Origin of the sequence: Sulfurovum sp. (assembly GCF_041562805.1) — a bacterium.
GTDB lineage: Bacteria > Campylobacterota > Campylobacteria > Campylobacterales > Sulfurovaceae > Sulfurovum.
In genome coordinates this window covers 1-7535 of record NZ_JBFFOH010000121.1, presented here as the reverse complement: position 1 = coordinate 7535, position 7535 = coordinate 1, and the positions used below count along the sequence as shown (strand labels likewise).

The window sequence follows — 7535 nt, the reverse complement described above, 5'->3', positions numbered from 1 at the left end:
TTACAAACCCGTTTTACAGAAACAGTCGTTTTCATGGTCGTCCACCATGCCGCAAGCCTGCATAAAGGCGTAGATGGTCGTCGACCCTATGAATTTAAAGCCCCGCTTTTTAAGCTCTTTGGTGACCTCATCGGAGAGTTCCGAGGTGGTCATAGCCGTCTTATAGTCAGCGATGTCATTGACGATGGGCTTGCTAGAGACTTTACCCCAGAAGTAGTTGTCGATAGAGCCGTACTCCTCGACAATTTCCAAAAACCCTTTGGCATTGCCAATGATCGCCTTTATCTTCGGACGGCTCCGTATGACCAGCCCGCTTTCAATAATGCGGTCGATGTCGTTCTCACCGTACGCAGCAACGGTCTTAAGGTCGAAGTTGTCAAAGACCGCTCTGTACCCTTCGCGCTTTTTCAGCACCGTCAGCCAACTCAGTCCGGCAGACTGGGTCTCAAGAGAGAAGAGTTCAAAGAGCGCTCGGTCGTCATGCAGCGGCCTCCCCCACTCCTCGTCATGATAAGCCACATACACCGGCTCACTAAGCTTGACCCAGCCGCAGCGTTTTTTGTCTGTGTTCATCGTCTCTCCTGTTATACCGTTGCAGCTCGTAAGCTTATTTTGCTCGTCCCCAACGTCCTCGTTGGGGATGCATATTAAGGCTTAACTGTTGTAAACCCCGCGGCCGTCCAGTCTTGCATACCGCCTCTGTACCAAAAGATCTTATGTTTCGGATAGCCCATTTTCACTAAAGCCTTGACTGCCCAAACTGACTGGACACACCAGTTCGCATTACAAAAGACAACCACATCTTTCGCCATCGAAAAATCTAATTTTCCATTTTTATCTTTTTTTATCTTTAACAGTTTTAATGCTCTGGCATAATCTTCATAATAATCCTCATCATCTGTCAAATCAGAATGAGGGATGTTTATTGCCTTTGGAATTGTCATCTCTTCATACCAGTGAGAATCTCTTGCATCAACCAGTGCATATTTTTCAGACTCAAATTCGAGAACTTGTAAAAACTTCAGTACTTCCAGCTCGCCGACAGTTTCAATTTCATTGTCGATCTTCATGGGTTGTGTTGTACCTAAAGCAGTCACAATACTCCTCTTGCACTCTCTCGGAACATCTCCAGCCGCCAACTCCCCGCCAAATATATTATGAGGGGTAATCCCCACTTTTTTACACGCTGGATGCCTGTGCCTTTGCACAGAGATCTCTTTACCTTTATACGTTACTTCTACTCCGGAAAACTGTAGAGAAGCTGCATCATCAGCTAAAAGAATTGACGACAACACGCTTAATATAAGTAGTATTTTCACTGTATATTCCTTTTTGCACATAACGTTTAAAATGAGCAATCAGTAACCTACCTGCGGGTTACTGGCTGGCTCCTTTGACTTGTTATGAAAGTGGAGATTCAACCCCAAGGGTGTAAAGCCCAACTCCCGAATGGTTAAATCAATATAAGTACATTCTATATAAACAACTTTAAAAATGTGTTAGTGTATTAGGTGTCAGCAATACCTATAGCTTTTATTTATATACGCTGCGAGTCTCATGTTGGCGTGCCGTGAGATGTTATGTATGGTACTTATGTTGAACAGCATGAATTGTCTTTTCCTGCTTGGATTATAGGGCATTTTACTGTTCCATAGGAACAAAATACACAGCAGTCACCTTTTTTTGGCTTGAGCAATGTATGACAATTTTGACATTCATAGAACCATTGACAAGAATCAGTAGGCATGGTTTCTATTTTTTTGTAACCACATTTCGGACATGTTATTTCAGATTCAAAAATAATGCTGTTTTCCATCAACTACCCTTTTTGTTATCGTCTGATTAATTGGTACATAACGTTTAAAATGAGCAATCAAAAAGCAGCTTACGTGTTTTTGATTGGTCTCCTTTGACTTGTTAGTCTTTTGAATTTTTATATTTATCAAATACACTACGTAGTTCCGAAAAAGGCTGTAACCCATTCTCTTTTGGATTTACAGGAGATTTTTGAAAATCTATATACCTGATACTTTTTACGACATCATATTCTCCTAAAGCCATATCCAGCAAGACGTACGCAGCATTGACATATGTATCTCTCTGGTCTTCAATATAATCTGGGAAGTAAATAATCAGGTCAAAGAAACCGTTTTCTACTCTATAATAAATCCACAACTTTTTAGGATCAAATTCTTTTCCAGAATATGTTAACCCAAAATCTGAGTAATTTTCCATTCTTGGTCGGAAAGCGATGACAGACCAACGATTTAAAGATGGTGTCTCTTTTACAAGAGATTCAACCGATGGGAATAATTCTTCTATTCCGTCTGCACTAATAATAATTTCTCTTTTACCGTTTGTCTCTTGAGATATTTCAAATACCAAACTTTCATGATACAAATTTAGATGCTCAGAAATTGAATCTAAGATAGTTTCTTGGTCGTTTTCAAACTGAAAAATTTTCATTTCATTTTTTTCAAACCACTTCCAGAAAATTTCTTCTTTATTTTCTTTTGCAAACAAACCCATAGATAATACTCCTGTGATTAAAATAAGAGTCAATGTTTTCATATGTACCTTTAATGACTAACTATTTATTAGTGTACATTCTAGGCAATACCGACTTAAATGCTAAATATCTGAACTCTGTATTTGCAGGACGCCGCTGTGGTATGATGAGGACTCACAACAGCTTAGGAAAAAGGAGTTGCGATGCCCGACAACCGAACCGCCTCGACCCGCCCACTTTATCTCTGTGCACCAGTCAACGCCTTAGTGGAGGGGCTGTACGAAGAGAACATTCCCTTTACCGAGGTCAAACGCCACGGCGACTTTGGGCTGGGGACCTTCGACGACCTTGACGGGGAGATGGTGATGCTCGGCGGCAAGATCTACCAGATCACCGCCGACGGTGAGGCGCATGAGGTGAGTGAGGAGCTGCACACCCCTTTCGCGGTCGTCACCTTTTTCGAACCGACCTTTTCGACGACCTTCGACGAAGCGATGGAGTACGAGACCTTCCAGAAGCGCCTCGAAGACCTGTTCCCCTCCCCCAACCTTTTCTATGCTATTCGCATAACGGGCAGCTTCAGCCACGTCCTGGCGCGCTCCGTCCCCAAACAGCACAACTACCGCCCGCTCGAGGAGGCGGCACACGAACAGCATACGTTCGACTTTAACGACACCAAGGGGTGCCTCGCCGGCTTTTTTACCCCCGCGTTCATGGCCTCGCTCAACGTGCCGGGCCTGCACCTGCACTTTCTCACAACAGACTGCCGACGCGGCGGCCACCTGCTTTCATGCCGCCCCGAATCGGTCACCGTCGAGGTGCAGGTCATCCATGCTCTCGAACTCTCACTGCCAATGACCCGCGACTACCTCACCCGAGACTTTTCCCACGACACCACCGCCGCGCTGGAAAAAGCGGAGAAATAAGCCATACGCGTTGTTGCTTATTTCAATATTGGGAAAGCGGCCGGGTCTGTAAATACCCAGTCACGATTTTTTACAGGGGTATGGCATGCAATACAAATTTGCGCCCCGTCATTAAAAGGCTTTTGCTCCACACCGACCCATCTCGCCCAACCCCAGCCGTAAGTCTTCGCGTACTTTTTTGAGTCCTTGAACATAAACTCTGCATGTACAAAATCTCCTGGCGCTGTCGCCGCTTTCCAGTTTTCGAGTTGAGTATCTTTCCAAACGACTTTCGCCAATACCGTACCATCTGGCCAGGGGTTTGTTTGAGCGGAGCGTGCGGCTTTAACCGCTATGTCATTTCCCAATATGACACGTAGTGTATTGTTGTCTGTACGGTGTGAAACAGCTATAGACGACCAGTTTTGCCAACCGTCCGGATAGCTCATGCCATGCGATTGTTCCGGCGTTTTGTCCGATGCGTATAAACCGGATGTTGCAGTTATTAAGAGCGCCAATATCGTTGATTGTACAGTTTTCATTTCGACTCCTCATGATTGTAGAATGAAGCTGACTATTGATTAACACCTATTCTATAGTAATAACGACTCAAATGGGAAATATCTGAAAACTGAATGTGTCTATGTTAGATATGAAAATGGTAGGTGTCACCTAACCTATTATCCACTATGAGACTGTAGCCGTATGTCTGCATAAATAGTGCACGGTCGTCATGCAACGGCCTCCCCTCACTCCTCGTCATGATAAGTCACATACACCGGCTCACTAAGCTTGACCCAGCCGCAGCGTTTATTTTCTGTGTTCATCGTGTCGCCTATTAAACCATGGCCCAAGAGTTAAATTACATGCAATTGCTTCACCTGTACAGCCTTTTAGAAAAAAGTAGAAAATCAATCTAAGTTGCATAAAACTGCATTCAATCAGGACTAATGAAACAGCTTACGATTTTAATTGTATTAACACTATTTAGTACTAAACAGTACTGATTTTTAGATTTTGTAAAGACTCAACAAGTTCATAAATAGAATTAACTGGATTATCATTATATGGATCTACTTTTCCATTGATACCTTCAAAGTGTTTTACTAATGCTTTTGACCTTCTAATTGCATCATTCTGTTTTGATTTTATAATCTCATATATAAATTGATCATTTTTCTCATAATCTATAAAATTTTTAAGTTCTTTTTGTAATTTATATCTGTCTATATGTGCAGTTTGATCTTTATAATGAAGTAATAACCACAATTCATATGCTTCATTAGAATATGCCACATTAACACCTAAAGTTGCTGCACTAGCAATTGTTCCATTAAATTCTTTTTTTGAATAACTATCTTTATCAATTACAATCCACTTTTCGTCAAAATCAGAATCTAATGCCAGATGCATCTTGATAGCTTCTAAGACTTTCATTGGGTTTGTTCCTAAATGCTTTGCAAAAGTAACTTTACCTCTTAACCCATAATCTTTTATCATCTTTTCAAAATAAAATCTAGAAGACTTTGTGTCTTCGCAAGCGATTAGAACTCTCTTTGAGACATGTTTAGTTTTCTTAATAGCTCTTTGTCTTATTACTTTTGCTTTTTTAAACCTATCCTCAGTTCCCATGAACTATTCCTCATCTATAGAATTGTTCATTTTTTCTGCAAATAGATTATGTATGTGTGGAATACCACCAAACTTTCCTTCTAAATAGTTTTTTTCAAGCGAAGTGTCTTTTCTTGCCCCAAAATCTATTAATGAAAAAACTTCACTTTCACCATAAATATTCTTTTCAGTAAACCAAATCTGATCTCGACGGAATAATTTATGTGTCAATAAGTTTGTATCATGAGTAGCAAAAAGTAATTGGGCATTGTGAGGATTAGTTTCTTCTGAATTAAATAATTCTACAACAAATTCAGTCATTTGTGTATGAAAGCTATTGTCTAATTCATCTATTACTAAAATTTCTCCATTTGATAGCGTTTCAACAATTGGACCTGCTAATAATAAAAACTTTCGAGTTCCAGTAGACTCCCTTTCTAGTTTAAATTCGATATCTTGAATGTATTCATTATATTCATTATATTGCATACGTTTGGTTACAATTTCTGAACGAGAAATGCTACCAACCTCTTTTTCAGGACTTTCTATTAATTGTTCCAATTTAGGTAGTAGTTTTTCATACTCGATATTTTCTATTTTTAATTCTATGTCTTTAATTCCCATATCAACAGATAATAAAAGTTGTAATAATTTATATTTTTCTTCTGTATTTCGTAACATGTCCATCGTATAGTGCTGAAAATGGTTTTTTTCTACATTTGACGTGATATTGAATTGATTAAACCAATCAATAATTTCATTTGAAATGCTTCCATTAAATTGTGCAACAACAGATAGAAAAAGTGCATTTTCTCTAGTTTTATTTTCTTTTACAATTAAACGACCTTCAGTAAAGCCTTTAGACAAATCAAAATCTTGTTTTGTTCTTGTAAACAACTTTGTTTCTCTAACTTGCGGAGTATAAAATAACCATTCATCATGAACAATATCCTTGTCCAATCTAAAACCATATCTATAACGGATATCGTTATGTATAAATGTAGCTTCAAATAAAGAGGGAGCATCTTTAGTCGAAATATTTAGTTCAAAAGGCTCTACATCAATTGGATCATTTAATTTATATTCTGTAGCTGATGTTTCAATAAAATTTCTCATAAATCTCATAGCATTAAATAAATTACTCTTTCCACTTGCATTAGGTCCATAAATGACAGCAGATTTTAATAAAGTGTTTTTTCCTACTGAAAATATATTTTCTGTATGATCTTTTAATTTTGTCGCTTCTAGTGAAAAAGTCGTAGAATTTTTAAACGACATGTAATTTTCAACAGTGAAATCGATTAACATGATTACATCCTTACTATTTCTAATTAAAGCATATTACTACAAATATTGTGAATTTATCACAATATTTATGATTAAAAATAAAACTAAAGCAAGATATAGTACAAGTTAATTATATTCACAAGTAAACTTTTGATGGAAAGTTTTTTTACATTCTGTAAAAGTAAGTACTTCTCTGCAGATTACTTTAGCGTGACATGCAACACAACAGACCGCCTGCTTAACCTTTTATTTTCTATTTCGCTTCCGCCATGCGGAAAGAGCGGATGCCAGATGAGCAGGTCGCCTTTGGAGAGTTCGAATGTTTCCTCTTCGAGACCGGCTTCTTTGTATTGCTGCTTTAACATGTCCTGATGTTTATGCCACAAGACAGGGTCCTGTTCGGGGATGTCTTCGAAACGGGTGTAGAACTTGTGTACCATCTTGTGCCTCTCAACCGCCACTTTGTGGCCGCCTTTTACGCCTGTCAAGGTACCGTTCTCTGCTGTCGCATCTTCGAGTGCGAACCAGATCCTGAAATAGAAGTTGTCGGGGGAGACGTTAAAAACGGGAATGTCTCGATGCAGCGGCTGCTGGCTTCCCTGTATAAACGTTATCGTGGTAAAGAGCGAATCGCCGCACCCGAACAACAGGTTCTGGAGTTTGAGTGTTATGTCAGCTGAGAACAGCGCCTCTATGGCAGGCACCTCTTCGTGCAGACCGATGAGTCTCGGGTAGGTGCCGTCGGGTCTTTTGTTGGCCACCAGGCTGGAGATGTTGTCGAGCATCCAGTCGTCTATGGCATCGTCGATGGTGTCAACGACCTCGTCGCTGATGGCGTTTTTGTAAAGGTAGCAGCCGTCTCTTTTGAACTGCTCTATAATCGCTTTCTCTTCGTCCGAAAGGTTTAGAAAACGCGGCTGCTGCTTATAGTTCGCATAGTCGAACCACAGTTTCCCTTTTGGTAAAGACGCTATTCGCATTTCCTACCCACCTATTCATTTTCGTTAGATTATGAAACACCTGTTGCAGGTTATGTTCCACACATCCAACAGACTCTCGGCAACACCCTTTTCTTTCTCAAAGGACCTTAAATAGCAATCCACGAATTTCACGAATGACACGAATGGAAAAAAGAAGAAATTGGTGGAATTCGTGGATAAAAGCTTTACTCAAATCACTAAGATTAAAGACTAACTAAACAACTCCAACAAGCTCTTGGCATC

Annotated in this window: 9 protein-coding genes; 1 reads left to right on the top strand and 8 read right to left on the bottom strand. The window is 39.9% G+C overall.

Translation table 11 applies throughout. From position 1 onward, the window contains the following. The 4 genes from ABYK33_RS11920 to ABYK33_RS11905 all read right to left on the bottom strand — a co-directional run bounded on the left by ABYK33_RS11920 (nucleotide 1) and on the right by ABYK33_RS11905 (nucleotide 2571). A complete protein-coding gene (locus tag ABYK33_RS11920) occupies nucleotides 1–573 on the bottom strand; it encodes a DNA-3-methyladenine glycosylase I (protein WP_373033461.1) in 573 nt (190 codons plus the stop codon). A gap of 74 nt (nucleotides 574–647) precedes the next feature. Then, on the bottom strand, nucleotides 648–1319 hold the full coding sequence (locus ABYK33_RS11915; RefSeq protein WP_373033460.1) for a rhodanese-like domain-containing protein: 672 nt from the start codon (nucleotides 1317–1319) through the stop codon (nucleotides 648–650). A 272-nt stretch (nucleotides 1320–1591) separates the two neighbouring features. Then, on the bottom strand, nucleotides 1592–1816 hold the full coding sequence (locus ABYK33_RS11910; RefSeq protein ID WP_373033459.1) for a GDCCVxC domain-containing (seleno)protein: 225 nt from the start codon (nucleotides 1814–1816) through the stop codon (nucleotides 1592–1594). 101 nt (nucleotides 1817–1917) lie between these two features. Continuing rightward, the gene (locus ABYK33_RS11905) at nucleotides 1918–2571 is read right to left on the bottom strand and encodes a hypothetical protein (protein ID WP_373033457.1); all 654 of its coding nucleotides are present in this window, start codon (nucleotides 2569–2571) and stop codon (nucleotides 1918–1920) included. A 141-nt stretch (nucleotides 2572–2712) separates the two neighbouring features. Here ABYK33_RS11905 and budA point away from each other — a divergent pair, with 141 nt between their 5' ends. Further along, complete coding sequence (gene budA / locus ABYK33_RS11900) at nucleotides 2713–3435, top strand: acetolactate decarboxylase (RefSeq protein WP_373033455.1); 723 nt, start codon at nucleotides 2713–2715, stop codon at nucleotides 3433–3435. Nucleotides 3436–3452: 17 nt separating this feature from the next. Here budA and ABYK33_RS11895 read toward each other — a convergent pair whose 3' ends face one another. From ABYK33_RS11895 to ABYK33_RS11880, 4 genes are all read right to left on the bottom strand, one after another. After that, on the bottom strand, nucleotides 3453–3863 hold the full coding sequence (locus ABYK33_RS11895) for a cytochrome P460 family protein (protein WP_373033454.1): 411 nt from the start codon (nucleotides 3861–3863) through the stop codon (nucleotides 3453–3455). A 544-nt stretch (nucleotides 3864–4407) separates the two neighbouring features. Beyond that, entirely contained in the window at nucleotides 4408–5046 is a 639-nt protein-coding gene (locus ABYK33_RS11890) for an RloB family protein (protein ID WP_373033453.1), read from the bottom strand. Between the two features lie 3 nt (nucleotides 5047–5049). Beyond that, on the bottom strand, nucleotides 5050–6333 hold the full coding sequence (locus tag ABYK33_RS11885) for an ATP/GTP-binding protein (RefSeq protein ID WP_373033452.1): 1284 nt from the start codon (nucleotides 6331–6333) through the stop codon (nucleotides 5050–5052). A gap of 179 nt (nucleotides 6334–6512) precedes the next feature. Beyond that, nucleotides 6513–7292 carry a phytanoyl-CoA dioxygenase family protein gene (locus tag ABYK33_RS11880; RefSeq protein ID WP_373033451.1) on the bottom strand — a complete coding sequence of 260 codons (780 nt, stop codon included), beginning with the start codon at nucleotides 7290–7292 and terminating at the stop codon, nucleotides 6513–6515. Nucleotides 7293–7535: the final 243 nt, after the last annotated feature.

Excerpts from the sequence above, each read along its gene's own strand:
- ABYK33_RS11920 (WP_373033461.1), bottom strand. The coding sequence starts at position 573 with ATGAACACAGACAAAAAACGCTGCGGCTGGGTCAAGCTTAGTGAGCCG.
- ABYK33_RS11910 (WP_373033459.1), bottom strand. The coding sequence starts at position 1,816 with ATGGAAAACAGCATTATTTTTGAATCTGAAATAACATGTCCGAAATGT.
- ABYK33_RS11905 (WP_373033457.1), bottom strand. The coding sequence starts at position 2,571 with ATGAAAACATTGACTCTTATTTTAATCACAGGAGTATTATCTATGGGT.
- budA (WP_373033455.1), top strand. The coding sequence starts at position 2,713 with ATGCCCGACAACCGAACCGCCTCGACCCGCCCACTTTATCTCTGTGCA.
- ABYK33_RS11895 (WP_373033454.1), bottom strand. The coding sequence starts at position 3,863 with ATGAGCTATCCGGACGGTTGGCAAAACTGGTCGTCTATAGCTGTTTCA.
- ABYK33_RS11890 (WP_373033453.1), bottom strand. The coding sequence starts at position 5,046 with ATGGGAACTGAGGATAGGTTTAAAAAAGCAAAAGTAATAAGACAAAGA.
- ABYK33_RS11885 (WP_373033452.1), bottom strand. The coding sequence starts at position 6,333 with ATGTTAATCGATTTCACTGTTGAAAATTACATGTCGTTTAAAAATTCT.
- ABYK33_RS11880 (WP_373033451.1), bottom strand. The coding sequence starts at position 7,292 with ATGCGAATAGCGTCTTTACCAAAAGGGAAACTGTGGTTCGACTATGCG.